18 protein-coding genes are annotated in these 24,975 nt (G+C 69.6%); 5 read left to right on the top strand and 13 right to left on the bottom strand.

Going from position 1 to position 24,975, the window contains the following annotated elements:
- Positions 1 to 25 precede the first annotated feature (25 nt).
- The 5 genes from ASC55_RS13730 to ASC55_RS13710 form a co-directional block, all read right to left on the bottom strand.
- On the bottom strand, positions 26 to 1,261 hold the full coding sequence (locus ASC55_RS13730; RefSeq protein ID WP_055876693.1) for an HTTM domain-containing protein: 1,236 nt from the start codon (positions 1,259 to 1,261) through the stop codon (positions 26 to 28).
- Positions 1,258 to 2,079, bottom strand: coding sequence for a DUF5819 family protein (locus ASC55_RS13725; RefSeq protein ID WP_055876690.1), 822 nt, complete (start codon positions 2,077 to 2,079; stop codon positions 1,258 to 1,260). The genes ASC55_RS13730 and ASC55_RS13725 overlap by 4 nt, the downstream gene beginning before the upstream one ends.
- 78 nt (positions 2,080 to 2,157) lie before the next feature.
- Positions 2,158 to 7,095 (bottom strand): choice-of-anchor G family protein, encoded by a 4,938-nt coding sequence (locus ASC55_RS13720; RefSeq protein WP_157559469.1) that lies wholly within the window; start codon positions 7,093 to 7,095, stop codon positions 2,158 to 2,160.
- Positions 7,096 to 7,365: 270 nt separating this feature from the next.
- Positions 7,366 to 9,135, bottom strand: coding sequence for a glycoside hydrolase family 3 protein (locus ASC55_RS13715; RefSeq protein WP_055876685.1), 1,770 nt, complete (start codon positions 9,133 to 9,135; stop codon positions 7,366 to 7,368).
- Positions 9,132 to 10,430: an MFS transporter gene (locus ASC55_RS13710; protein WP_055869542.1), complete on the bottom strand. Its 1,299-nt coding sequence runs from the start codon at positions 10,428 to 10,430 to the stop codon at positions 9,132 to 9,134. Before ASC55_RS13710 ends, ASC55_RS13715 begins: the two co-directional genes overlap by 4 nt.
- Before the next feature lie 133 nt (positions 10,431 to 10,563).
- Between ASC55_RS13710 and ASC55_RS13705 the strand changes: the two genes are divergently transcribed.
- The gene (locus ASC55_RS13705) at positions 10,564 to 11,838 is read left to right on the top strand and encodes a TetR/AcrR family transcriptional regulator (protein ID WP_235563384.1); all 1,275 of its coding nucleotides are present in this window, start codon (positions 10,564 to 10,566) and stop codon (positions 11,836 to 11,838) included.
- A gap of 39 nt (positions 11,839 to 11,877) precedes the next feature.
- Here the strand turns inward: ASC55_RS13705 and recQ are convergent, their stop codons facing one another.
- Entirely contained in the window at positions 11,878 to 13,926 is a 2,049-nt protein-coding gene (gene recQ, locus ASC55_RS13700; RefSeq protein ID WP_055876680.1) for a DNA helicase RecQ, read from the bottom strand.
- A 62-nt stretch (positions 13,927 to 13,988) separates the two neighbouring features.
- Positions 13,989 to 14,498 carry a MarR family winged helix-turn-helix transcriptional regulator gene (locus ASC55_RS13695; protein ID WP_055876677.1) on the bottom strand — a complete coding sequence of 170 codons (510 nt, stop codon included), beginning with the start codon at positions 14,496 to 14,498 and terminating at the stop codon, positions 13,989 to 13,991.
- A gap of 59 nt (positions 14,499 to 14,557) precedes the next feature.
- Between ASC55_RS13695 and ASC55_RS13690 the strand changes: the two genes are divergently transcribed.
- The 4 genes from ASC55_RS13690 to ASC55_RS13675 all read left to right on the top strand — a co-directional run bounded on the left by ASC55_RS13690 (position 14,558) and on the right by ASC55_RS13675 (position 18,480).
- On the top strand, positions 14,558 to 16,000 hold the full coding sequence (locus tag ASC55_RS13690) for an MFS transporter (RefSeq protein WP_055876675.1): 1,443 nt from the start codon (positions 14,558 to 14,560) through the stop codon (positions 15,998 to 16,000).
- Positions 16,001 to 16,073: 73 nt separating this feature from the next.
- The gene (locus tag ASC55_RS13685) at positions 16,074 to 16,418 is read left to right on the top strand and encodes a GNAT family N-acetyltransferase (protein ID WP_055876671.1); all 345 of its coding nucleotides are present in this window, start codon (positions 16,074 to 16,076) and stop codon (positions 16,416 to 16,418) included.
- Positions 16,415 to 17,350, top strand: a complete 936-nt coding sequence (locus ASC55_RS13680) for a pirin family protein (protein WP_055876668.1) — start codon at positions 16,415 to 16,417, stop codon at positions 17,348 to 17,350. Before ASC55_RS13685 ends, ASC55_RS13680 begins: the two co-directional genes overlap by 4 nt.
- A gap of 5 nt (positions 17,351 to 17,355) precedes the next feature.
- Complete coding sequence (locus ASC55_RS13675) at positions 17,356 to 18,480, top strand: DUF6226 family protein (RefSeq protein WP_055876666.1); 1,125 nt, start codon at positions 17,356 to 17,358, stop codon at positions 18,478 to 18,480.
- Position 18,481: 1 nt separating this feature from the next.
- Here ASC55_RS13675 and ASC55_RS13670 read toward each other — a convergent pair whose 3' ends face one another.
- Genes ASC55_RS13670 through ASC55_RS13645 form a run of 6 tightly spaced genes read right to left on the bottom strand, consistent with a single transcriptional unit; the run spans position 18,482 to position 24,795 of the window.
- A complete protein-coding gene (locus ASC55_RS13670; protein ID WP_055876664.1) occupies positions 18,482 to 19,939 on the bottom strand; it encodes a sodium/solute symporter in 1,458 nt (485 codons plus the stop codon).
- Positions 19,936 to 20,310 carry a hypothetical protein gene (locus ASC55_RS13665; protein WP_055869524.1) on the bottom strand — a complete coding sequence of 125 codons (375 nt, stop codon included), beginning with the start codon at positions 20,308 to 20,310 and terminating at the stop codon, positions 19,936 to 19,938. The genes ASC55_RS13670 and ASC55_RS13665 overlap by 4 nt, the downstream gene beginning before the upstream one ends.
- Positions 20,307 to 21,041 (bottom strand): LytR/AlgR family response regulator transcription factor, encoded by a 735-nt coding sequence (locus ASC55_RS13660; RefSeq protein ID WP_055871125.1) that lies wholly within the window; start codon positions 21,039 to 21,041, stop codon positions 20,307 to 20,309. The genes ASC55_RS13665 and ASC55_RS13660 overlap by 4 nt, the downstream gene beginning before the upstream one ends.
- 8 nt (positions 21,042 to 21,049) lie before the next feature.
- Positions 21,050 to 22,231, bottom strand: a complete 1,182-nt coding sequence (locus ASC55_RS13655; protein ID WP_055876661.1) for a sensor histidine kinase — start codon at positions 22,229 to 22,231, stop codon at positions 21,050 to 21,052.
- A 31-nt stretch (positions 22,232 to 22,262) separates the two neighbouring features.
- Positions 22,263 to 22,508, bottom strand: coding sequence for a YbdD/YjiX family protein (locus ASC55_RS13650; RefSeq protein ID WP_055876657.1), 246 nt, complete (start codon positions 22,506 to 22,508; stop codon positions 22,263 to 22,265).
- 1 nt (position 22,509) lies between these two features.
- Positions 22,510 to 24,795: a carbon starvation CstA family protein gene (locus ASC55_RS13645; protein ID WP_055869515.1), complete on the bottom strand. Its 2,286-nt coding sequence runs from the start codon at positions 24,793 to 24,795 to the stop codon at positions 22,510 to 22,512.
- Between the last annotated feature and the right edge of the window lie 180 nt (positions 24,796 to 24,975).

Below are 24,975 nucleotides of genomic sequence, written 5' to 3'. Positions count from 1 at the left end.
GGCACATCTCGCCGCCGCGTTGTCGTCAGACCACAGTCCGGACTGGTGGAACCGCTTCGGGCGTCGCGGGCGGCGGTGCGGCGCCCGCTTCCTGCCAACGCCGCTTCGTCCCCGCGCTCAACCGCCCCCATGTGCGGTCGCGGATGAAGATCGCGTCGATAGCGATCATGGTGAGCGAGAACCACGGGAGCCCCATGAGCACCGCGATGCCGATGTGGAAGGAGAGGATGCCCAGCAGGCCGATCAGCCGGGTGGGACGCGTCAGCAGCATGAGGGGGAAGGCGACCTGCAGGAGGATCGACCCCCAGCTCGCGATCGTGACCATCGGCCCCCACGCCGTGACGAGGTCGCTCAACACCGGCCAGGTGCCGAACCGCGCGGTCTGCAGCGGGTTGTAGACCGCATACCCCTCTTCCCACGGCGCACCACCCGCCTTGTAGAGCGCACCGGACGCGTAGACGAAGAACACCTGGGCGGCGAGTGCCACGAGGGCGAGATTGTGGAACATCGTTCCCAGCAGCGCCGGCTGGCTGTTCGGAGCGAACCACTCCCCCGACTTCGCCCGACGCCTGGCATCCAGCGACCACTGGGCTGCGGGGTCGGCGAAGAGCAGCAGCAGCAGCGCGATGCGGAACATGTTGTCGCCCTGGTCGCCCACCATGTCGTTGGCCTCGATGAAGCCCACCCAGAGGCAGAAGAAGATCGGGAGCACGATCCGGAAGCGCCACCCGAGGACGAACAGCACGGCGAGCACCCCGAGAAGAAGGTAGAGCGCCGTGTAGAGGACGTCGTTGCCCATCGCGGCATGGAACGCGCTGAACACCCAGATCTTCGGGAACTCGCTCACCGGCTCCGCGAGCTCGCCGTTCCAGGCAGAGCCCGATCCGAAGGTGTACAGGCGGGTGCCGAAGTTCGAGGCCAGGAGGCCGACCGCGGTGACGCCGAAGAGGATGCGCGTGACCGCGAGCCCGTAGAGAGCCTTCTTGCCGTTGAAGAGCCAGTCGCCGATGAACGCCGAGATGCGATCGACGGCCGAGAGCACCATCGCCCAGAGCCCGGCGATCATCGACGACACGAAGCTCAGCAACCGGGTCACGAACGACCTCGGCACGGTGTTCGCCGGCGCGGGCGCCGGATCACGGGGAGCAGCGGGAGGGGCGGTCGCCGGGGCGGGTGCCGACGTGGTCGTGCCCTGCGGCGCAGGATCCTTCCTCGTCTTCGCGTCGGACTTCCGCGCCGAGGTCTTGACCGGCGCGCTCACGGCTGGATCCTCTCGAACTGGCCACGGAAGGTGTTCGCGAAGTTCTCTCGACTCTGCCCCTCCTCTTCTATAGGGAGTCGCCATCCGGTGGTCGAGAACGTGGGGTCCGGCCGCTGGGCGCTCGGATCGTTGCGATCCTTGTAGGGGATCACGTTCTGACGGCTCACGCGGTACTGCACCTTGACCACGGCATCCGCACCCCAGATCGCATAGGCCACCTGGGTCGCATATGCGGTGGAGAGATGCTCCTCGGCCATGTAGGCCGCCGTCGACGGGTTCTCGTCTCCAGGGAGTTCCTCGAAGGAGCGCACCATCCACTCCTCCCACCCCTCCTTCGCGAAGTCGAGACCGACCACCGCCTGCTGGTCGGCGTTGAGCTTGTTGTAGGCGTTCATCTGTCCGCTCGCCACCTCACTCGACTGGATGCCGGCCCGCGGCGGGAAGAGGTTGTACCGGATCATCGACAGCTCGACGTCGGTGGCACTCACCCAGCCGGTCTCGACCTCCTCGCCGTCCTTCTCGATGACGGCGCGGACGTTGAAGTGGTAGTCGCCGTTGATGGGCTCGGGTGCGAAGACGCTCCACGATTGGCCGAACATCGGCAGCATGTATCCCGCCAGCACCTCCTGCGTGGGGATCTCCCGCAGCGCCGAGTAGGGAGCGATCCACAGGAACGACGCGCTGATGTGCCACAGCGTCAGGAGGCAGGCGGCGAAGGCGATGAGCTTCACCCACCAGGTCGGGCGCGGATGCACCGCGGCCGTCTGCGGTGACACGGAAACGTCCGCCTCCGGCGAGGACTCGACTCTGGTGCTCATCCACTTCCCTCCCACCGACGAGGGTCGGGACCGCCGTGGGGAAACGGCCCCGACCACTCAGCGTTCCTGCATCGCGATCTACTCCGTCTGAACCAGGGGCCGGCGGGATCTCGCGAGTCTCATCGTCCCCAGCCCGAGCGTGAGGAGCAGCGCGGCCAGCGCGATCCACCCGCTCTGGAGCTGCCCGCCGGTCGTGGCCAGGCCCGATGCCACCAGCTGGAACGTCGCCGACACACTGCCGGAGGTCGCCCCGGTCAGCGTCACGGTGTGGGTCCCCAGATCGGTGGCCGTGGGGACCGTCCAGGTGAAGGTGACCGTGCCCTGGGCGTTCGCGACCTGGCTGCCCAGCGCGAGCGGGTCGGAGGTCATCACACCGGTGACCGTCTCTCCGGGCGTGAAGCCCGTGCCGACTGCGGTCTGCTGCTTGCCGCGCTCCAGCACAGGGGACTTGATCGTGATGGCGATGTTCCCGGTGGGATCGGCCGCCGCATCCGCCGAGGAGCTCGCAGTGGCAGTGGCGGAGGCGGTCGCGGAGGCCGCAGCCGTGGCTTCGGCAGAGGAATCCGCCGCAGCCGACGCCGAGGCCGTGGCCGAAGACGACGCGTTCGCCGCCGCTGCCGCCGAGGCGTTCGGATCCGCATCGGCCGAGGCCGAGGCGTCGGCCGCGCTCGTCGAGGTCGCATCGTTCTGCGCCGCCGCCTGAGCCGCGGCCGCTGCCGAGGCGTTCGCCGCCGTGGTGGCCGTGGTGGAGGCATCCGTGGAGGCATCGGTGGTCGCTGCGGCCTGGGCCGCGGCGCTGGCCGACACGTCCGCCGCGGCGGATGCCTGGCTGGTCGCGTCGGCGAGTGCCGCAGCCACAGCGGCTGCCTCGACCGAGGCGTTGCTGTCATCATCCGCCTGGGCAGACGCCGAGGCCGATGCCGAGGCGTTCGTGTTGATCTCCGCCGAGGCGTCCGCCGAGCCGACCGCATCCGAGGAGGCATCGGTCGAGGCGCTCGCGATCGCCGCTGCGCTCGCGTTCGCCGCTGCACTCGTGCTGGCATCGTCCGTGGCCGAGGCTTCGGCCGCCGTGTCCGTCGTGGCGTCGGCCAGTGCTGCCGCCTGCGCGGCGATCGCCGCACCGGCGTTCGCCTCGGAGGTGGCATCCGCGGTCGCCGCCGTGGACGAGGTCGCCGTCGCCGCGGCCTCCGATGCCGCCTCGGCTGCCGGATCCGCTGCAGCCGATCCCTCCGCCGTCGCGTCGGAGAAGGCCGCCGCCTGCGCGGAGGCTTCGGCGACCGCAGCGGTGGAGGCGTCGGCATTGGCCGAAGCGGATGCCGAGGCCGCCGCGTTCGCGTTGGCCGCGGCCTCCGACGACGCGTCCGCCGAGGATGTCGCCGTCGCTGCGGATTCGGACGATGCCGCGGAGTTCGAATCGGCTGCTGTCGAAGCCGCGGCATTCACGTCGCTCGAGGCGTCTGCCTGGGCCGCGGCCTGGGCAGCGACAGCCGCTGCGGCGTTGGCCGTCGACGTCGCGTCGGTCGATGCCGTCGTGGACGCCGTGGTCGTCGCCGCGGATTCCGCGGCGGAGGTGGCATCGGCCGTCGCCGCCGCCGATGCGGTGGAGGTCGCATCAGCGAGCGCAGCGGCTTCCGCAGCTGACTGGGCCGAGGGATCGCCGTCGGCGGTCGCATCGGCCGACGCCGAGGCCGAGGCCGCCGCGTTGGTGTTGACATCGCCGGGGTCGCCCGCGGTCACCTCGGTGGTGTCCGAGCCGGTGACCGCACCCGCGGTCGCCGTGAGCGTGTAGCCCGTACCCGGGGTGGTGTCGATGGGCACCGGATAGTTCGCCGCGAAGGCCCCGGATGCGTCGGTGGTCACCGTCACCGGACCACCGACGTCCGCACCACCACCGGGAGCGGTCAGCTGCAACGAGACCGAGGTGCTCACCGGCCACCCGGTGCCGGTGACGGCGAGGTTGGTGCCCGCAGCAACCGTCGCCGCCGCATCGACGACGACTGGAGCCGCAGTGACCTCTGTCGTGTCGGTCGCGGTCTGAGCGCCGGCCGAGGCCGTGACCGTGTACCCGGTTCCCGCGGGCGTACCGGCCGGCACCGGGTAGTCGAGCGTGAACGCGCCGAGCCCGCCCGTCGTCACCGTCTGCGGTGTACCGACGGCCCCACCTCCCGGAGCCGAGAGCTGCACGATCACATCGGTGTCGGCCGGCCAGTTGGTGCCGGATACGGCCAGGTCGCTGCCCGCCTGCACCGTCGCCGCCGCATCCACGGTCGCTGCGGCCGTCACCTCGGTCGTGTCGGAAGCCGTCTGGGCGCCGACGGTCGCCGTCACCGTGTAGCCGGTGCCGGGTGTGGCCGATCCGGGCACCGGGTAGTCGAGCGTGAACGCACCGGTGCCATCGGTGGTGACCGTCTCAGGGCCGCCGATGTCCGCTCCACCGCCGGGAGCGGTCAGCTGCACCGACACCTCGGTGTTCGCCGGCCAGTTCGATCCCGTGACAGGGAGACTCGTCCCCGCCTGCACCGTCGCCGCCGCGTCGATCGCGACCGCGGCGGTCACCTCGGTCGTGTCGGAAGCCGTCTGGGCGCCGACGGTCGCCGTCACCGTGTAGCCGGTGCCGGGTGTGGCCGAGGCGGGCACCGGATAGTCGAGCGTGAACGCACCGGACCCATCGGTCGTGACCGTCTCAGGGCCGCCGATGTCCGCGCCGCCRCCGGGAGCCGTCAGCTGCACCGACACCTCGGTGTTCGCCGGCCAGTTCGATCCCGTGACAGGGAGCGTCGTTCCCGCCTGCACCGTCGCCGCCGCRTCGATCGCCGCGACCGGAGCGTCGGTCACCTCGGTGGTATCGGTGGCGGTCTGCGTACCCGCGGTGGCCGTCACCTCGTAATCGGTGGCGGCCGGGGTTCCCGCTGGGACGGGGTAGTCGAGGGTGAAGGTCCCCGCGGCGTCGGTGGTCACCAGCTCGGGACCGCCGATGTTCGCGCCGCCTCCCGGCGCCTGCAGCTGCACCGACACCTGGGTGTTCGCGGGCCAGTTGGTTCCGGAGATGCCGAGGTTCGTGCCCGCCTGCACGGCCGGTGCGGCATCGACCGCTGCTGCGGCGGTGACCTCGGTGGTGTCGGTTGCAGTGCTCGTGCCGTCGGTCGCGGTGACGATGTAGCCCGCGCCGGGAGGTGTCGCAGCGGGGATCCCGTAGCCGAAGGTGAAGGCTCCGTTGATATCTGTCGTCACCGGCAACGGGTCGTTGACGATCCCTCCACCGGGAGTCGTCACCTGCACCGAGACCTGGGTGTTCGCAGGCCAGCCGGATCCGGTGACGGGAAGGCTTGTTCCCGCCTGCACCGTGGCAGCCGCATCGATCGCCGCGACGGCCGCAGCCGCAGACTTCACCGTCGAAGACCCGAGGTCGAGGGAGACTCCGCCGCCGACCGCAGGGAGCAGGTCCACCGCGAGGGCGCGCACCGTGAAGCTGTCTCCGGGGATGTCCCCCGTGGCGGGCTGTTCGTTGATCGTGATGTCGACGAGATCGGAGAGCACGCCCTGGAGCACAGGATCGAGCGTCGTCAGCACAGGGCCCGTCAACGCGGCGAGCGCCGGCTGCGCGAGCGGGATCACGCTGTTCAGGGCGGTGTTCACGAGCGGACCCGTCGTGATGGCGACCGCATTCGTGACGGCCGAGACCACCGGGTCGAGGAGGACGCCGATGTTGAGGCCGGCGAGCGTGATGTCCGTCGTGACCGTGGGCACGGGGGTCGCGGTGCCGGCGAACTGCGCCAGCGAGCCCTTGACCGTCACATCCCCCGACACCAGTGCCGTTCCGGTGAGCGGAACAGTGAGGTCGACGCCGACCGTCAGCGTCACCTGGAGCGCGTCGAGCGTGGACTTCAGGATCGTGGAGACCTTGCCGTTGAGGCTGTTCGGGTGCGTACCCGTCAGCGCGGAGGTGACCCCCTGCTGGATCGCGGAGATGGTCGTGGCCGAGAGCACCGGGGTGTTCGCCGGCAGGGTGTTGAGGTTCGCTCCTGCGCCGGTCTCGACGAGGATCTTGGCGAGATCGACGGAGACCGTCCCGGTGCTCAGGTCGACGAGCACCGATCCCGTCGTGTTCTCGATCGGGGTCTCCAGCACTTGGGTGGTCACGGTCTGTCCTACCGTGTCGAGTCCGGCGATCCCGACCGTTCCTCCGGTCGCGGTGAAGGCTGCGAGCAGCGGCACATCGGGGATCGCGTTGATCGTGCTGACGAGGGTCGTGACGAGAGCGGTCAGCGCTCCACCGGGGCCTGCGAGATCGCTCACCGGAGTGACGGTGCCCTGGATCGCCGAGGCCAGCGTTCCCGACAGCCCGGCGACCAGGTTGCTGTGCAGGTCGAGGTTCAGATCCGCGATGCGGTACTGAGATGTGGCCGCCGCAGCGTTCGATTCGGCGCGCGACGCGAGGGCACCGATGCCGACCGAGGCCTGATCGAGGACCGCGTCGGTGAGGCCGGCGACGGCGAGCTGGTCGAAGAGGTCGGTGAGCTCGAGCGTGCCGGGATTCACACCGCCGTCGATGGCGCCCGTGTCGATCGCCCCGCCCGTGGTGATCGTGCCCGACGACGCGATCGACTGCGTCTGCGTCGGCGACGAGCTGAAGCTCTGCGCCGCACCCAGATCACCGAGCCGCAGCAGACCCGGCCCGGTGCCGTCGGTCAGCAGCGGCACGTTCAGGGTGCCGACGTCGATGTTGAGCGCCTCGAGCAGACCCACGTCCAGCCCGCCGAGCTCAGAGCCCGGGGCTGCGGGGTTGCTGGTGAGCGTGTGACCGAGAGCCGCGATGTCCAGGCCCCCGAGCAGAGCGGCGGGCAGCTGGATGATCTGCCCCTGCGCGACCGCCGGATCGTTCGGATTCACCGTGTCCAGCGCATTCGCCGCAGTCGGCACCAGCGCACTCGCGAGGATCACCGCGCCGACGGTGACGCCGGCGATGCCTCCTCCAACTGCTCTGCGTCGCCGCAGAACCCTCTCCTGCAATTCCATCCGCTACTCCCGTGTGATGCGATCTTCCGCGTCACATGGCCCCCCCACGGGTCGACGTCAGTCGGCCGAGCGATGTTGCGCCCATTCTTACGGGATCGCAAAGGGGATGTCCAGCATTCGTCCAGAAATCATCCGGATTCCGGCATCCTGCGAGACATTGCGCCCCCGAGGATGCGTGCGACGAGACAGGGCGCCGCCGTCAAGTCCACGCAGACGAAGAAACCGCCCCGCTGACCGAGGGTCTGCGGGGCGGTTCCAGATCGAAAACGGTCAGAGCGAAAGCCCGTGGCCGAAGCGGAACAGCGGATCAGCGGTGTCGAACGGCACGTCGGGACGCGAAGCCTCGACCGCGGCCATCGACCGCGGAAGGTCGAACGGCAGCGTGCCCTGCGCGGGGAACGCGCCGCTGAGCACATCGAGCAGTGCCGCACCCGAAGCGCCCCAGTTGACGGTCACCGCGGCGGCAGCTTCCACGATCGGCGTCAGGATCGGCGGACGATCGGCGAGCACGTCGACGACGGTCGGCACGGCGTGCGCGACCTCGCGCACATGCGCGACCACCTGCTCCGAGAACGCGAGGGAGCCGGCGTGGAAGAAGTTCTCGAACATCGTCTCGCGCTCCTCGAACGGGGCGTGCAGGCGGATGATCGCCAGATCGGCCTCGCCCGGCGTCTCCACGACCTCCCCGAAAGATGCTGCGACCTCGGCGTCGATGCCCTCGACGTAGAGCTTTCGGCCGCGCGCGAAGGGCAGAGCACCGTTGTTCGAGAGCACCGTGATCGAGGCGCGCTGGGCGTCCTCCCCGGCGGCACGGAACTCCGCGCGCCCGACGATGTCGTCGGCCGCGTCCTCGTCGACGTACGGGTTCTCGAACAGACCGAGCTCGAACTTCTCGCGCAGGATGCGTCGCGCCGAGACGTCGAGACGGGCCTCGGTCACCTCGCCCTCGGCGACGAGCTCGAGCAGGAGTTCCGGATTCGCCTCACCGCCGAACTGATCGGCACCGGCGTCCAGCACCTTCTTCATGCGCTCGCGCGGCGTGAGGTGCTCCACACCCCAAGCACGTGCAGGGAAGGGCTGGCCGAAGATCTCGGAGTCACTGATCAGGCCCCAATCGGTGCACACGACACCGTCGAAGCCGTAGCGCTCACGCAGCAGACCCGTGATCACGGACTTGTTGAACCCGAATCCCACCTCCTCGTACTCCGTGCCGACGGGCATCCCGTAGTACGGCATCATCTGCCGGGTGCCCGCGGCGAGCGCGTCTTCGAACGGCTTCAGGTGAAGCTCGAACTCGCCGCCAGGGTAGACCTGCTCCCGACCGTAGGGGAAGTGCGGGTCCTCGCCGTCCTTCTGTGGTCCCCCGCCGGGGAAGTGCTTGGTCATGGTCGACACCGAGCCGGGGCCGAACGAAGCACCCTGGAAACCGCGGATGTAGGCCGCGCCGAGCGTGCCCGACAGCTCTGCATCCTCACCGAAGGTCGCCGTCTGCCGGGCCCACCGCGGCTCCGTCGCAAGGTCGACCTGGGGGTGCAGGGCCACGCGCAGCCCGACCGCCGTGTACTCCTGACGGGCGATATCAGCGAAGCGCTCGACCAGTGCCTCATCGCGGGTCGCCGCGAGGCCGAGGGTCTCGGGCCACTGCGAGAAGGGGCCGGCGAGGATCGAGGCCCCGGGGTTCTCGCTGAAGGAGTGGCGCGGATCGGTCGACAGCGTCACGGGGATGCCGAGGCGGGTGGATGCCGCCAGGCGCTGCAGCGCGTTCTGCCACGCCGCGATCTCCCGACCGGTGGGCGCGGCGCCGAGCAGGTTGAAGTGGGTCATCCGCTTGGTCTCGAGGAACTCCCGGGCCGACGGAGTCGCGAAGACGGGGTTCGGCTCTTCGAGATCGCCGATCGCGATCATCGTGTGGAAGAACAGTCCCGCCTTCTCCTCGATCGTCATGGCGTCGAGGAGCAGCTGCACGCGTTCGTCGACGGGCAGATCGGCGTCCAGCCAGGGGCGGACCGTGGATGTGGCTGTGGTGTCGGAGATGGTCACTTGACTCCCTTGATGCGGTAGACGAGAACGGCGCCGGCGAGCGCGACGAGCGCGCCGAACAGGTACCAGGTGGTGTAGCCGCCGAGCGGGGTGGCCGCTCCCAGCGCGATGATGCCGGGGGCGATGGCCGGGGCGATCGACTGCGGAAGGGCGTTGGCGATGTTCAGCACACCGAGGTCTTTCGCCACGTCGTCGGGGTTGGGCAGCACCTCGGTCGCGAGGGCGAGGTCGACGGAGAGGAAGGAGCCGGCGCCGAGACCGATGATCGACTGCGCGATGATGACGGTCGTGACATCGGGAGCGATCGCGAGGATGACCAGGCCGATGACCATGATGACCCCGGCGATGGCGACGAACGGGCGACGCTTGCCGATCTTGTCGGAGAGGAATCCACCGAGCGGGGACGAGATCGCCATCGCCGCCATCGAGGCCAGGTTGGCGGCGAGGATGATGCCGACAGCGCCCTGCTCGTCGAGCCCGAACTTGGTGACGAGGTAGAGCGGCAGGAACGTGGCGATGCCGGCGTATCCGAACATCACGAAGAACTTGGTGAGCCACGTCCAGCCGAAGTCGGGGTGCTTGCGCGGATTGAACACGAACGAGCCGAAGAACATCGCGACGGTGAACTTCTCGGCGGGCTTCTCGGTGAGACGCCGGTCCTTGAGGGTCAGGACGAACACGATCACGAGGATCAGCGCGATCACGCCGGGAACGACGAAGCGCTCGAAGTCACCGGGGAGGAAGTTCACCAGGAAGCTCCCGGCGAGGATGCCGATCGGAGTCGTGATGCCGATGATGCCGGAAACCTTGCCGCGGCTGGTGACCGGTACCTGATCGGGCAGCGTCGCATTGGCGGCGGCGAGCACGGCGTTCATCGCGGTCTGCACGAGGCACCAGGCGAGCAGGACCATCCACACCGAGGTCGCCGACCCGATGAGCACGAAGCCGCCGAGGCCGATGATCGCACCACCGAGGATCCACGGACGACGCATGCCCCAGCGCGACGTGGTGCGGTCGGAGAGCCGACCGACGAGCGGGTTCGCGATGAGGGCGAAGATCGCGCCGACGCCCATCACGAGCCCGAGGCTGCCCTCGGTGTTCACGGGGTCGATGTGCTGGACCTTGAACGCCATCGACACCATGACCGGGGTGAGCAGGGCCAGGTAGACGCCGAAGTTCACGGCGGCGAGGCCCGGCGTGTACCCGCGCGGGGTCTTCAGCGGCGTGGTCCCCGGGGCCTTGAACCCGGTGGTGCCGACCGCGGCCGCGGAAGCGGCGGATGACAACTCTGTCATGACAGTCCTTTCGATTCACCGCACGTCTTCGGCGACGCGGTTCTGGGTTGACCATACACCAATCTCGACCGGTTGGTAACTGAAACCAGACCGCTTGGTAATGAGCGAGGATAGGATGCACAAGGAGGATGCGATGACGACCACAGCGACCGGCTCGCGACATGCCCGCGCTGCCGCCACGCGCCAGCGCATCCTGTCTGCTGCGCACGACCTGTTCGTCGCACACGGCTATCGGTCGACATCCCTCCGCGACATCGCCGCCGCCGCCGCCGTCAGCCACCCGGGCCTGCTGGGCCATTTCGCCTCGAAGGACGACCTTCTCGGCGAGGTCGTCGCCGCACTGGAAGCCGACAACGAGAGCGTGTTCAGCGCGATCGCGGCGGCTGCCGAACCCGGCGAGCTGGTCTTCTCCAGCATCGCCGAGCGAAACGCACGCACTCCGGGCTACCTCGAGCTGTTCGCGGCGCTCACCGGCGAGGCCTCGGCCGCCGGTCACCCCGCGCACGCGCGGATGCGTGAGCGCTACTGCCGGCTGCGCGCGCTGAGCGTCGACGTCCTGGAAGACGCGAAGTACCACGGAGTCATCGCGGCCGATCGCGACGTCGACGGCGAGACCGTTAGGCATACGGCCGGGTGGGACGGCCTGCAACTGCTCTCGCAGTACCTTCCGGATCGAGTCGACGTGGTGGAGATGCTCGAGGAACGCGAGAACCTCTGGGCGCTGCCGGTCGCATGGCGCGATCCCGACGACGACCCCTCATACGACGCGCACGCGGCCGGCCCCCTGCCCGAGCTGCGCACGACGGCGACGCCGGACACCGAACCCGGTTATGCGGTCGGCCGTCGCCGCCGCACGCGGATCCTCGCCGATGCGACGCGCCTGTTCGCACGCGACGGCTACGGCGACACCAGCCTGCAGGACATCGCCACCGCGGTCGGGGTGTCGAAGTCGACCCTGCTGCACCACTACCCGTCGAAGGAGCTGCTGCTCAGCGCCGTCCTCACCGAACGGGACAGCGCCATCAACGAGAACCAGGGGTTCACCGGCGCAGCGTCCGCCGGAGAAGTGCTCCGCAGCATCCCCGATGGCGCCGCGCGGAGCTCACAGGATGAGCCGGGCCTGATCGAGGTGTATGCGGTGCTGTCCTGCGAGGCGGTTCCCGCCGCCCACCCCGCGCACGACTACTTCGCGACGCGGTTCGCGAACGCGCTGGAGTACTTCACCGAGCTCTTCCGCCTCGCCCAGGTCGACGGCGACCTGCCGACGGATCGCGACCCGGTGCACGAAGCCACGTGGCTCATCGCGATGTGGGACGGACTGCAGTACCAGTGGCTGTACGACAGGGAGCGGCTCGACATCGCCACCCACCTGCGCGCCCACCTCGACGACGTGCTGCCTCCGCGCTGAATGCTGCGGCCTCGGATCAAGCGCTGACTCCGCGTCGGATCAGGCGGCGGCGATGACCGCCAGCACGCCCTCGCCGTAGGCCTCGCGCTTCTTCGCCCCGATGCCGGTGATGCCGTCGAGGTCGGCGAGGGAGGCCGGACGATGCTCGGCGAGCGCACGGAGGGTGGCATCGCCGAAGACGATGTACGCGGGCACGCCCTGCTCGCGCGCCGTCTCGGCCCGCCAGGCGCGCAGTGCTTCGAAGAGTCCGCGATCCCCCGCGTCCAAGGCGTCGGCGGCGCTGGCCTTGCGAGCGCGGCCGGAGGAGGTGGGGCGCCCGATCGTGTCCTTGCGCAACGGCACGGCGGTCTCCCCTCGGAGCACACCGGCCGCCTGCTCTCCGGGCGCGAGAGTGCCGTAGTCTCCCTGCGCGACCACGATGCCGCGAGCGAGGAGCTGCCGCACGACACTTCGCCAGTCCTGGTCGGAGAGGTCGTTGCCGATGCCGTAGGTCGCGAGCTTGTCGTGGCCCTGCTGCCGGATGCGCTCGGTCGAGGCCCCGCGGAGGATGTCGATCAGATGCCCGGCGCCGAACGCCTGATTGCGCTCGCGCTTGAGCCGCACGATCGTCGAGAGCAGCTTCTGCGCGGGGACGAGGCCGTCGAACGTCTCGGTGTCTTCCAGGCACGTGTCGCAGTTGCCGCACGGCTGCGACTCCTGACCGAAATAGCCGAGAAGGTTCTGGCGTCGGCACTCCACGGTCTCGCACAGGGCGAGCATGGCGTCGAGGTGCTGACCCATCCGCATCTTGAACGTGCGGTCGCCGGGGCTCTGGTCGATGAGCCTGCGCTGCTGCACGACGTCGCCGAGGCCGTACGCCATCCAGGCCACAGAGGGCTCGCCGTCGCGACCAGCGCGACCGGTCTCCTGGTAGTAACCCTCGACCGACTTCGGCAGGTCGATGTGCGCGACGAAGCGCACGTCGGGCTTGTCGATGCCCATGCCGAAAGCGATCGTGGCGACCATGACCACGCCGTCTTCGCGAAGGAAGCGCGCCTGGTTCGCCGCCCGCACCTCGGCGGGCAGACCCGCGTGGTACGGCAGCGCATCGAGCCCCTGCGCGGCGAGGTAGGTCGCCGTCTGCTCGACCGACTTGCGGCTGAGCGCGTACACGATGCCCGCGGGCTGCGCGCCGTCGTCGCTCGCCGGCGTCTGGGATCTGATGAACGCGACCAGCTGCTTGCGCGGGTCGACCTTGGGCACGATCCGATACTGGATGTTCGGGCGGTCGAAGCTCGCGACGAAGTGCTTCGCGGCGCCGAGCTGCAGTCGCTCGGTGATCTCCTTGTGCGTCGCCGCGGTCGCCGTGGCCGTGAGAGCCATGCGCGGCACCCCGGGGAACCGCTCGCCCAGGTCGCCCAGGGCGAGGTAGTCGGGGCGGAAGTCGTGACCCCACTGCGACACGCAGTGCGCCTCGTCGATCGCGATCACGCTGAGCGTTCCGCGCTGAAGAAGAGCAGTGGTCTGCGCGCTGGAAAGACGCTCCGGTGCGACGTAGATGAGGTCGAGCTCGCCGGCGATGTACGCCCTCTCGACCTCGCGACGCTCATCGATGGCCTGCGTGGAGTTGAGATAGGCGGCGTTGACGCCGTTGGCTCGCAGCGCATCGACCTGGTCGTGCATGAGCGCGATCAACGGGCTGATCACGAGCCCGGTGCCCTCGCGCACGAGAGCCGGCACCTGGTACGTGATGCTCTTTCCGCCACCGGTCGGCATCAGCACGACGGCGTCGCCGCCCGCGATGACCTGCTCGACGATGTCGGCCTGATCGCCGCGGAACTCGTCGTACCCGAAGACCGTGTGCAGCGCCTCGCGCGCGGTCGGATAGCGGCTCGGGGCGGCGGTGCGCACAGCCGACGGCGAGGCCGCGGCAGACCGCGGAGCCACCGGGGTGACCGGTCCCTGCCCCCAGTCGAGCGGGGGCTCGAAGCCCGCGCCCTGCGGCTCCCAATCCATCGGCTCCGGCGGGACGGACGACTCCCACCCGTCGTCGTAGGGCTCGTCGGCGTACGGCAGATCCGCGTACGGGTCACGGGGAGTCTGCGGCATCCCTCCAGCGTAACCACCCCCGCCGACGCGGGCGGCGCGTCCTCCACAGACGAGGGGCGCGATCAGCTCAGGGTCGACCGATCGTAGGCGCCGATGAGGCCATCGAGGAAGGTCGCGACCGTCGCCCGTTCCTGGGCGCTCATGGCCGCGATCTGCGCCTCGACCTCGTCGATCAGCGGCGCCACGAGGCGCTCAGCATCGGCAGCGGCATCTTCGGAGGCGGTCACGATGAGTTTGCGCCCGTCGGAAGGGTGACGATCTCGGCGCACATGACCGCGGTCTTCGAGACGGTTGAGGACGAGGGTCATGGCCGCGGTCGAGATCTCGATGCGATGCGCCAGCTCGGTGGGCGTCGCGGGTCCGCGCGAGATCAGATGGTCGAGCACCTCGAGACCCGGGGCATCGAGTTCGAGCTGCTTCGCGACCGACCGTTCGAAACGCTGCTGTCGCATCGTGAGCTGCTGCACACGGGACCGGATGTCGCCGTCATCGATCTCGCCGGCGTCGTGCCGACGCGACGGGTCGTACCCCGAAGCGGCTTTCGACACCCGCTCGGCTCGTTTGACATCCATGCCCGCAATGGTAATACTCCATATTGCTAATTTGATTGATAATCAAGAATTGAGATGACATGAGCGACGTGACCGAGGCCCCATACCGCTGGCGTTGGGCGATTCTGGGGGTGATGCTGGCTGCCGAGGTCATGGACATGCTCGATGCGACGATCGTCAACGTCGCCGGCCCGTCCCTGGAGGCATCGCTGGGAACGAACGCCCTGGGCCTGCAGTGGGTGATCGGCGGCTACGCGCTCGCGCTGGGAGCCGGGTTGATCCTCGGCGGCCGTCTGGGCGATCGCTTCGGACGTCGACGGATGTTCCTCCTCGGGCTCACCGCCTTCACGATCGCCTCCCTGCTGTGCTCCCTCGCCCCGACCGCCGAACTGCTGATCGCGTTCCGCCTGATCCAGGGCGCCGCCGGCGCACTGCTGCTCCCCCAGGGCCTCGGACTGCTGCGCGAGAACCTCTCGGGTGCCGAACTCGCGGTCGCCTTCGGCATCTTCGGCCCGGCACTCGGCCTGGGCGGCATCCTGGGCCCGATCATCGGCGGCGGACTCATCGAGGCCGACATCCTCGGTCTCGGATGGCGCTCGGTCTTCCTCGTGAACATCCCGATCGGAATCATCGCCCTGGCCGTCGCATGGCGCATCCTGCCGCGACGATCCGGCGATCGAGCCGTCCGCATCGACCTCCTCGGCGCCACCGTCATCGCCGCCTCCTCCGGCATCCTCGTCCTCGGCCTGACCTTCGGCCCCGAGCTGGAGTGGCCGCTGTGGGCCTGGGCATGCGTGGCCGCAGGGCTGGGCGGGTTCGTGATGTTCGGCTGGCAGCAGCGGCAGCTGCTCGCCCGTGGGGGCGTGCCCCTCGTCACGGCGACCATGTTCACCCGTCGCGCGTACACCTTCGGACTCGTGGGCATCGCCCTCTTCTTCAGCAGCCTCACCGGTACACAGCTCGTGCTGACCCTGTTCCTGCAGGTCGGCAACGGCTTCAGCGCCGGGGAGGCCGGGCTGAGCAACCTCCCCCTCGCGCTCGGCTCTGCGGTCGGCGGTGCGGTCAGCGGCGCGTGGCTCGCCGAGAAGATCGGCCGATCCGTGCTGCAGCTCGGGGCGGTGACCCAGCTGCTGGGCGCCGCGCTCCTCTGGCTCGAGCTGGAGCAGCCGGGCGACTTCACCATCTGGACCATCGTCCCCGGCATCGCCCTCTTCGGCGTCGGCGGCGGCGCGATCATCGCCGCCCTGTTCAGCACGATCCTCGCGGCGGTGAAAGATGAGGAGATCGGTTCCGCCTCCGGCGTCCTCACCGCGGTGCAGGCGATCGCGAGCGCGGTCGGTGTGGCGATCTTCGCGTCGGTCTTCTTCGATGCCGCAGCATCCGGCACCCCTTCGCAGGCCTACCAGCAGACGCTCATCGTGCCCGCGTTGATGCTGATCGCCTTCCTCGCCCTGACCTTCCTCTTCCCGAAGAAGAGCCGCGACGACGCACACGCCGCAGCAGTCGAGGAGACGGCGCACTGACTCGTCACCCGGGAGCGACCAAGGCGCTTCCGGCGGGCGTAGGTTGGAGGCACCCCGTTCGAAGGAGCACCCGATGACCGAGATCACCGTGACCCGCAACGACGAAGAATCGCGCTACGAGCTCCGCTCCGACGACGTGCTCGCGGGCTTCGCGGCGTTCGATCTGCGCCCCGGATCCATCCGCTTCACCCACACCGAGATCGACCCGGCATTCCAGGGACAGGGACTGGCGGGGAAGCTCGCATCGGCCGCTCTGGCGGATGCGGCGGAGCGTGGTGATGCGATCGTGCCGCTGTGCCCGTACATCGCGAAATACCTCGAGACCCACGAGGTGCCGGGCGCGGAGATCCGCTGGCCGAAGCTCCCATCCGCCCCCGCCGGTTCTGCGGGCGAGGACCCGACGGGCCGAGCGGAATGATCGGGCAGCGCCGCCTCATCCTCGAACCCCGCGAAGTTCCGCTCGGCGGCGTACGCGGCATGAACGTGCTGCGCGCACTGCCGCACCGCAACCTGCCGACGATCGGCGCCTGGTGCTTCCTCGACCGGTTCGGTCCCGCCGACACCGAGATGCGGGTCGAACCGCATCCGCACATCGGACTGCAGACGGTGACCTGGCCGCTGGTCGGAGAGATCCGCCACCGCGACTCGCTCGGCAGCGACGCCGACCTGCGCCGCGGGCAGCTGAACCTGATGACCGCAGGCAACGGGATCTCGCACTCGGAGTACTCGATCGGCGACGGGCCCGTCCCCCTCGATGCGCTGCAGTTCTGGGTGGCGCTCCCGGATTCCGCGCGCCACGGTGCCCCCGGCTTCGAACGGCACACCGCACTGCCCGCGCTCGCGATCCCGGCCGACGAGGGCGCGGATGCCGAGGCCACCGTCGTGCTCGGCGAGTTCGCCGAGGTGCGTTCCCCCGCCACCGTGCACACCCCGATCGTGGGCGCCGAGATCGTGCTCTCCCCCGGCTCGCGGGTGCACCTGCCGCTGCGTTCGGGCTGGGAGCACGCGCTGATGCTGGTCGAGGGCGATGCCGTGGTGGCAGAGCATCCGCTCGAGCGCAACGGCCTGCTGTATCTCGGCGACTCGCGCGACGAGGTGGAGGTGTCGAGCGACGAGGGTGCGCTGCTGTTCCTGCTCGGCGGCGAGCCGTTCGAGGACGAGATCGTGATGTGGTGGAACTTCGCCGGCCGCACGCACGAGGAGATCGTCGCAGCGCGCGACGCGTGGGAGGCGGAGTCGTCGGCCGCTGCTGAGCCGGCACGGTTCGGCATCGTCGGCGGTCACGACATTCGAATCCCCGCTCCGCCGCTGCCCGACGTGCAGTTGATGCCCCGCGGACGCCGGATCTGATCCTGATGACGACGTCGGACCTCTTCCCCGGCACTCTGGCGCCGATGCCGGGCGCCACAGCATCCGCCACGTTGATCTGGCCGAGCGTCGAGTCGGTCGCGCCCGCGCGGTTCGTGGAGGGCTTCAAGCCCTTCGCGGCCTTCGCACGCGATTCCGATGCAGACCCCGCCGTCCTCGCGACCGACCTCTTCGCACTGTGGGACTTCATCGCTGCGCACGCCGAGCTCCTCGATGCTCCCGAGATGACGGAGGCAGCCTCGCGGTTCCTGGGGAACGCGATAGCCGTGGCGCATCCCGCGGCGAGGTGGCGGATGACGAGCGAGCCTGAGGTCGGTACCTCGGCCATGTCGATTCCGGTCGCGGGCGTGCTGCGGGCGATCGTGGAGCACCCGGAGCAGCGTGAGGCATTTCGAGAGATGCTCGCCTCCTGGCCCCAGGCCGACCGCGACGACCTGGAGTCGAGTGCCCTCGCGCACCACGAGGTCGACGTCGACCTCGTGGTCGCCCCTATGGCGTTCGCACGTCCGCCCCTCGCGATCCCGGACTTCTTCGACGACGACGGCCGGGTCATCGACTACGGGTCCCGCTGGGCCGGTGGCTCTCCGCCGGACGACGCCTACTCGCGGGTCTCCCATCCTGAGCGCTTCGCCCCCGTGCTGTCCGTCGTCGACGCGCTGGTCGAGCACCTGGCGACCTGGTACGTCGTCGACGTCGACCGACGGGTCTCCGAATCGGGGGCCCGCGTGATGTGCCTGCGCCCCACGACGGGCGCGACGATCACCCTCACGGTGTCGGCCGAGTCCGTCGACATCGAAGCCGGGGCCTTATTCCGGGACCGTGCGCCCGTATGCACCTGCGACGCCTGCGACGAGACCGCCGAGAGCGTGGCCGACAACCTGGAGCAGACCCTTCTCGCGATCGCGGCCGGAGGGTTGAGGGAGGTCTTCCCCGTCGGACAGCGGCGCTGGCTGCACACCCGGATCCACACCCCCGACGGCAGCGGACGATCCAGTGGCGGCCAGCCCGACCCGGCGATCCCCGCGAAGCGTCTCGACGAGGCCGCCGACGTTCTCGGCCGTCTCCCCGATGGCTGGTGGCCGGCCTGGACGCTGCGCGCGGAGCCGGTCTGACTCAGCCGCGCTCCGGGGTATGCACCCGCGCGAGGAAGCGTTCCGTGCGCGGCGACGGGCCCCGCGGGTCGAGGATCGAGACCACGACGGTCACCGCCGTCGCGAGGGGAATGGTCCAGGCGGCGGGCTGGGCGAGGTACGGCGCCGCCGCCCCGACGCCATCGATCAGGGCATGCACGAGCAGCGCGAGGCCGGCGGCGAGACCGCCGGACAGCATCCCGGCGACCGCCCCACGCGCGGTGAGTCCTCGCCACCAGACCCCCAACAGCACGACCGGTGACAACGTCGACGCCGCCACGACGAACACCACTCCGACACTCGATCCGAGACCGGCCGGGGCCGTGAGCAGCGCCACGGCGAGCGGCACCAGCGCACAGAGCACGGCCGAGAGTCGGAACGAGCGCACCGATCCTGAGAACACGTCCTGGCTGATCACTCCGGCGAGCGACACCACGAGGCCGGCAGATGTCGCCAGGAAGGCCGCGAACGCCCCGGCAACGATCAGTGCCGTGAGCAGCTCGCCGAACGCCCCGGGGAAGACGCGGGACGGCAGCAGCAGCACCACGGTGTCGGCGATGCCCGGCACTGCGAGGTCGGGAGCGGCGATGCGCGCCAGCAGGCCCATCGTGCTCGAGACCGCATAGAACGCACTGACCATGCCGATCACGATCACCGTCGTGCGTCGCGCCGAGACCCCGGTCGGACTCGTGTAGAAGCGCACCAGCACATGGGGAAGACCCATGGTTCCCAGCAGCAGCGCAAGCAGCAGCGAGGCCGTCTCGTACGCGTCGAACCCCGAGGGGCCGGCCTCGACCGGGAAGACCAGCGCGGGGTCGAAGTCGTGCGGACCGCCGCTGAGCGCGAAGGCGATGAACACGACCGGCACGAGGAGAGCAGTGAGCTTGAGCCAGTACTGGAACGCCTGCACATACGTGATCGCGCGCATGCCGCCCGCAGCCACCGCTGCAGCCACGAGCACCGCGACGGTGACGGCTCCCACCCATTCCGGCAGGCCCGCCACGACGAGCAGGGTGAGGCCGGCGCCGTGCAGCTGCGGCACGATGTACAGCCAGCCGATCACGAGCACCGCGATGCTCGTGACACGTCGGGCCGACGTCGACTCCAGGCGCGCCTCGATGAAGTCGGGGATCGTGTAGGCGCCGCTGCGTCGGAGCGGGGCCGCCACGAACGCGAGGACCAGGAGGTAGCCGGCCGCGTATCCGATCGGGAACCAGAACCCGCGGGCGCCGTCGAGCAATACGAGGCCCGACAGCCCGAGGAAGGTACCGGCCGAGAGGTACTCGCCACTGATCGCCGACGCGTTCCACACGGGTCGCACGGTGCGCGACGCCACGAAGAAGTCTCCCGTGGTGCGGGAGATGCGCAGTCCGTAGACCCCGATCAGCAGCGTCGCGACGATGACGAGCGCGACGCCGATGAGATCGAGCACCACGTTCATTCGCGGTCCCGGAGCGCCCGGTACCGACGCTCGTTGCGCGCGGCGGTGCGCACGTAGAGCACCGCGAAGACGACGATGATCGGATAGAACGCGTACGCCTGCAGCAACCACGACAAGGGCAGGCCCCAGACCAGGACCTGTCCGATCTCGGGGATGAGGGCGATCGTCAGGGTGAGCGCGATCACGACGACCACGAACCCGGCGACCGTGCCGAGCGCGAGTCGGAGCTGGCTGCGCATCAGGGCCCGGGCGTACACGGCATCCGCCTCGTCCACGGGCGAGCCGGGCAGGGCGATGCCGCGGGTGAAGGTCGCTGGTCGCCGATCGGGCAGGTCGGCCGTGACGCGCACGCGCTTCGGCTTCTCGGTCATCCGGCGCCCTCTCCACGCAGCAGGGCGTCGCGCACCGCCGGCACCAGACGCCGACTGACCGGCAGCGAGACCGCGCCGATCGACACGGCGGGCTCCGCCCCGGACAGACGCGCCTCGGTCACGGCGGCCGTGCGCACGAGCGAGGAGCGATGGATGCGCAGGAATCCGGCCGCCGCCCACCGAGCCTCCAGTTCCGAGATCGGGATGCGCACCAGATGCCCTGTGCCGTCGCCGGTGTGCAGCCGGGAGTAGTCTCCCTGCGCCTGCACCCAGCGCACCTCGCTGCGGCGCACGAACCGCACGACGGATCCGACCGTGACCGGCAGCACCTCGTCGTCGCCGAGGCCCGCGGTGTCGCCGAGCTCGACGACCCGGGCGACCGCCTGACGCAACCGCTCGAGGCGCACGGGCTTGAGCAGATAGTCGGCAGCCCGCAGCTCGAACGCCTCCACCGCCCTGGCCTCGTCGGCGGTCACGAACACGACGGACGGCGGTTCGGCGAGGGTCATCAGAGCGCGCGCGAGCTCCATCCCGTTCAACCCCGGCATGTGGATGTCGAGGAACGCGATCCGCACCGCCCGCTCGGACAGCACCCGCAGTGCCTCAGCCCCCGACGATGCCGTGAGGATCTCACCGACGCGGGGGTCGGTGCGCAGCAGGTGGACCAGCTCGTCCAGGGCGGGTCTCTCGTCGTCCGCGACGAGCACATCGATCGGAGGCGCGATGGTCATCATGAACGTCAGTCGTTGTCCGGGTCGTGCTGCGGCTGCGATTTCGGGACCCGCATGCGCACCAGGGTACCGGCGCCGGTGTTCGTCTCCACCACCAGGCCTCCGTCCGCGCCGTAGAGCTGACGCAGCCGGGTGTCGACGTTGCGCAGACCCACGTGGACGCCGTCGTCGCCCGCCGTGAGGGTCGCCCTCAGCCCCTCGGGGTCCATGCCGACCCCGTCGTCCTCGACCGTGATCTCGGTGTGGGTGCCGTCGTCGCGCGAGGCGATGCGGATCTCCCCTCCCCCGACGCCGGGTTCGAGACCGTGACGGACCGCGTTCTCGACGAGCGGCTGCACCGACAGGAACGGGATGACCGTCGCAAGCGTCTCCGGCGCGATCTGCAGGGTGACCCTCAGCCGGTCACCGAAGCGGGCCCGCTCGAGCTCGAGGTAGGAGTGGATGCTGCCCAGCTCTTCGGCGATCGTGGTGAACTCGCCCTGTCGACGGAACGAGTAGCGGGTGAAGTCGGCGAACTCCAGCACCAGCTCGCGCGCGCGCGTGGGGTCGGTGAGCACGAACGACGCGATCGCTGTGAGGGCGTTGTAGATGAAGTGCGGGGAGATCTGCGCCCGCAACGACCGCAGCTCCGCCTCGGCCAGCTGGGTCCTCGACGCATCGAGTCCGCCGAGTTCGACCTGCGCCGCGCACCAGTCGGCGACCTCTTCGGCCGCCCGCACCAGCGCTGCCCGCACGGATGCCGCGAAGGCGACCACGACACCCACCACGCGGCCGTCGACGAGGATCGGAGCCCCGACGGCCTCGAGCTCACCGTCCCTTCCGCGTGCCGGGAAGACCTGCCGTCGACCGGAAGCGCTCACCTGCGCGGCGATGCGGCGTGCCGCGGACTCCAGCCCGTCGGAGGGGCCGTCGAACGACACGGTGCCCTCGGCGCTCACGATCGCGACCGCTGCGCTGCCGAGCAGTACGCGCAGGTGCCGTGCGGCCTTCACGACGTCGGGGGCGGAGAGCCCTGCACGCAGGTGCGGTGCCGCCAGGCTCGCCTGGTGCAGCGCCGTGAGCGCCGCCTGTTCGGCATCGCTTCCCAGGTCGGCGGCCCCACGGGCGAGTCGGCGTGCGAGCAGGAGGAGCACCGAGAGGACGATGCCGCCGAGCACGCCCAACACAGCGGCGAGAACGACGTCGGTCATGGTCCCAGCCTAGGCACCGACGACACCGCGCTCAGCAGCAGCGGGCACCGGGGTTGCGATCCTGGTCGTCCATCCGCTGCCGCCAGAACTGCCGTTCGGTCAGCGGATCCTCGTCCGGGTGCTGGCGACGCTGATGGGCGACATACGTCGCATAGGCGCTGTCGCCCATCAGTGTCGTGATGTACCAGCGGATGCCGCGCCCGGCCCGCGCCACGGCGCTGAAGAGCGTCCGCACGAGGGTGGTCGCGGCATCCGCCCGGTTCATGGTGTCGGCCATCTCAGTGGGTCGACGCCTTGCGCTCGTCGGCCAGGAGCGGCTCCCACTGCTTCTCGAGTTCGCGCTCCTCGGCGCTCGGCAGGAACCCTGCCGGAGCGAAGCGGCGCGAGGCCACGGGGGCCTCCTCGGTGTTCTCGCCGCCGCCGTTGCGGATCGCCTTGATCGTCACGATCACGGCGGCCACCATGACGACGATGGCGAGGGTCACGAAGATGATCGAGAGCGTGCCCTGCACGGCGGTGTTGCGGATGACGGCGTCGAGCACCTGGGGCTCACCGAGCGAGGTGTCTCCGCTGTCGCGGGCGGCGACGTAGCGGAAGTGATTCGCCCAGTAGCCGATCGCCGGAACCGGAGACGCGATCTTGTACAGCGACGCCGTGATGGTCACGACCGCGGTGAACGCGAGCGGCAGCCCGATGATCCACAGCCACTTGACGTAGCTCCGACCGCGCTTGGCGACGATGGCCATCACCACGGCGAGCGCGATCGCGGCGAGCAGCTGGTTCGCGATGCCGAACAGCGGGAAGAAGGTGTTGATGCCGCCGAGCGGGTCGGTCACCCCGAGGATGAGGATCGCTCCCCAGCCGGCCACCATGATCGCGGTGCAGATCCACACTCCGGGGCGCCACGAGACGTCGCGGAACTTGGGGAACCAGGCGCCGATCGAGTCCTGCAGCATGAAGCGGGCGACGCGGGTGCCGGCGTCGACGGCGGTGAGGATGAACAGCGCCTCGAACATGATCGCGAAGTGGTACCAGAAAGCCATCATCGCCTGACCGCCGAGCGCCTGCTGCATGATGTGCGCGAGGCCGAGCGCGAGCGTCGGCGCCCCTCCGGTGCGGGAGACGATCGACTCCTCGCCGACCGCGGCTGCCGTGCCGGTGAGCATCTCGGGTGTGAGGTTCACCCCCGTCAGGCCCAGCGAGTTCACGAAGGCCACCGCCCCCTCGACTGTTCCCCCTGTCGCGGCCGTCGGGGCGTTCATCGCGAAGTAGATGCCCTGGTCGATCGAGATCGCGGCGACGAGGGCCATGATCGCGACGAACGACTCCATGAGCATGCCGCCGTAGCCGATGAAGCGCGTCTGGCGCTCCTTCTCGATGAGTTTCGGAGTGGTTCCGGACGCGATCAGCGCATGGAACCCGGAGAGCGCCCCGCACGCGATCGTGACGAACAGGAAGGGGAAGAGGGGCCCTGCGAACACCGGTCCCATGCCGTTCTCGCCGAAGACGCTGACGGCGGGGACGGTGATCTCGGGGCGCACGAGGACGATGGCTCCCGCGAGCATGACGATCACGCCGATCTTCATGAAGGTCGACAGGTAGTCGCGCGGGGCGAGCAGCAGCCAGACCGGAAGCACGGCGGCGATGAAGCCGTAGACGATGATGCCCCAGGCGATGGTCGTGCGATCGAGGTGGAAGATCGCCTGACCCCACTCGGTACCGGCGACCCAGCCTCCGCCGATGATCGCGGCCATCAGCAGCACGAAGCCGATGATCGACACCTCGGTGACCTTGCCGGGGCGGAGGTAGCGCAGGTAGACGCCCATGAAGAGCGCGATCGGGATGGTCATCGCGACCGAGAACACGCCCCACGGGCTCTCCCCCAGCGCGTTGACGACGACGAGGGCGAGGATCGCGACGATGATCAGCATGATCAGCAGCGAGGCGATGATCGCGGCGGTGCCGCCGATCCGGCCGAGCTCCTGACGGGCCATCTGGCCGATCGTGCGTCCGCCGCGGCGCATCGAGAAGAACAGTACGGTGTAGTCCTGCACGGCGCCGGCGAGCACCACGCCCACGATGATCCAGATCGTGCCGGGGAGGTATCCCATCTGCGCGGCGAGCACGGGACCGACGAGCGGTCCGGCACCGGCGATGGCCGCGAAGTGGTGGCCGTAGAGCACGCGACGGTCGGTGGGGACGTAGTCCTTGCCGTCCTGCTTCACCTCGGCGGGCGTGGCCCTGCGGTCATCGGGTCGGGTGATGTACTTCTCGATCACCTTGGAGTAGAACCGATAGCCGATGAGGTAGGTGCACACCGCGGCGAACACGAACCAGATCGCGTTGACGGTCTCGCCGCGGACGATCGCGAGCATGGTCCAGGCGACGGCGCCCAGCAACGCGATCGCGGACCACAGGATGATCTTCGGCAGAGTCCAGCGGTTCGCCTTCTCGTGGTGCTCCTCGGTGAGGGCGACGGAGGGGAGTTTCGGATCGGTGACGATCACGGGCTCGTCGTCGACGAGTCCGGCGCCGTCGCGGCGGCGCGACGAAGGTGCGGTCATGGAGGTCTCCTCGGGATACGCGACGTTGCGTTCCCCCACGTTAGGAAAGCGATGCCGCCGCACGGGGCCGAGCGAGTGGATGCTGCGACGAGCGGCGCGGATCACGCGGTGAACGGATGCGCGCACGCAGCACAGCACCCCGCGGTCCATCGACCACGGGGTGCTGTGCGGTGTCGCTTG

The organism is Microbacterium sp. Root322 (assembly GCF_001425645.1).
Lineage (GTDB): Bacteria > Actinomycetota > Actinomycetes > Actinomycetales > Microbacteriaceae > Microbacterium > Microbacterium maritypicum.
This window is presented reverse-complemented; position numbering and strand designations above follow the sequence as displayed.

Coding starts and splice junctions, on each gene's coding strand:
- ASC55_RS13725 (WP_055876690.1), bottom strand. CDS start 2,079: ATGAGCACCAGAGTCGAGTCCTCGCCGGAGGCGGACGTTTCCGTGTCA.
- ASC55_RS13710 (WP_055869542.1), bottom strand. CDS start 10,430: ATGACAGAGTTGTCATCCGCCGCTTCCGCGGCCGCGGTCGGCACCACC.
- ASC55_RS13705 (WP_235563384.1), top strand. CDS start 10,564: ATGACGACCACAGCGACCGGCTCGCGACATGCCCGCGCTGCCGCCACG.
- recQ (WP_055876680.1), bottom strand. CDS start 13,926: ATGCCGCAGACTCCCCGTGACCCGTACGCGGATCTGCCGTACGCCGAC.
- ASC55_RS13695 (WP_055876677.1), bottom strand. CDS start 14,498: ATGGATGTCAAACGAGCCGAGCGGGTGTCGAAAGCCGCTTCGGGGTAC.
- ASC55_RS13690 (WP_055876675.1), top strand. CDS start 14,558: ATGAGCGACGTGACCGAGGCCCCATACCGCTGGCGTTGGGCGATTCTG.
- ASC55_RS13685 (WP_055876671.1), top strand. CDS start 16,074: ATGACCGAGATCACCGTGACCCGCAACGACGAAGAATCGCGCTACGAG.
- ASC55_RS13680 (WP_055876668.1), top strand. CDS start 16,415: ATGATCGGGCAGCGCCGCCTCATCCTCGAACCCCGCGAAGTTCCGCTC.
- ASC55_RS13675 (WP_055876666.1), top strand. CDS start 17,356: ATGACGACGTCGGACCTCTTCCCCGGCACTCTGGCGCCGATGCCGGGC.
- ASC55_RS13670 (WP_055876664.1), bottom strand. CDS start 19,939: ATGAACGTGGTGCTCGATCTCATCGGCGTCGCGCTCGTCATCGTCGCG.
- ASC55_RS13665 (WP_055869524.1), bottom strand. CDS start 20,310: ATGACCGAGAAGCCGAAGCGCGTGCGCGTCACGGCCGACCTGCCCGAT.
- ASC55_RS13660 (WP_055871125.1), bottom strand. CDS start 21,041: ATGACCATCGCGCCTCCGATCGATGTGCTCGTCGCGGACGACGAGAGA.
- ASC55_RS13655 (WP_055876661.1), bottom strand. CDS start 22,231: ATGACCGACGTCGTTCTCGCCGCTGTGTTGGGCGTGCTCGGCGGCATC.
- ASC55_RS13650 (WP_055876657.1), bottom strand. CDS start 22,508: ATGGCCGACACCATGAACCGGGCGGATGCCGCGACCACCCTCGTGCGG.
- ASC55_RS13645 (WP_055869515.1), bottom strand. CDS start 24,795: ATGACCGCACCTTCGTCGCGCCGCCGCGACGGCGCCGGACTCGTCGAC.